General features: G+C 70.7%; 1 protein-coding gene. It reads left to right on the forward strand.

Annotated features, from left to right (window positions below; all coding sequences use genetic code 11):
* Window positions 1-580: hypothetical protein (locus AC1DRF_RS31555; RefSeq protein ID WP_477742767.1), on the forward strand; the 580-nt coding region annotated here is incomplete at its 5' end.
* Between the last annotated feature and the right edge of the window lie 11 nt (window positions 581-591).

Genomic DNA, 591 nt, shown 5'->3' on the forward strand with positions numbered 1-591 from the left:
CGAGTTCCGCGCGCGCAACATCGCGCCGGGCACGGCGGAAATCGCCTGGGACGTGCGCGAGAGYGGCGCGAAACACGTCGAGATCGTCGTCCGCCGCCTCGACGGCCGCGAGGTGCACTGGATGCGGGGCGGACACGCCGGCAAACAGAAGACCGGCCCGTGGGTGCAGCCGGGCATGGAGTTCCGCTTGGTCGCCATGGGCACCGACGAGGTGCTCGCCACCATCGTCGCGGGCGAAGAAGAGGCGGGCGAAGCCGTGGCGCCCGCGCCCGTCGTGCCGATGGCGGGGCGCGCGATCGATCTGTCGCGCATCGACTTCCGCCTGCGCAACGTCGCCCCGCGCACCGTCGAAGTGTCGTGGGACCTGCGCGAAAGCGGCGCAGACGACGTGCAGGTCGTGGTCACGCGCCTGGATGGCAGCGAAGTGCGCTGGATCCGCGGCGGACGCATGGGCCGCGAGGTCACCGGTGCGTGGGTGCGGGCCGGCATGGCGTTCCGCCTGGTCGCTTCCGACAGCAACGATGTCCTGGCGCGCGTGGTCGCCGGCGAAACCGAATCCGGAGAGATCGAACACTCGTGATGGATGGAATG

It is taken from the genome of Priestia sp. P5_B4 (assembly GCF_056400385.1).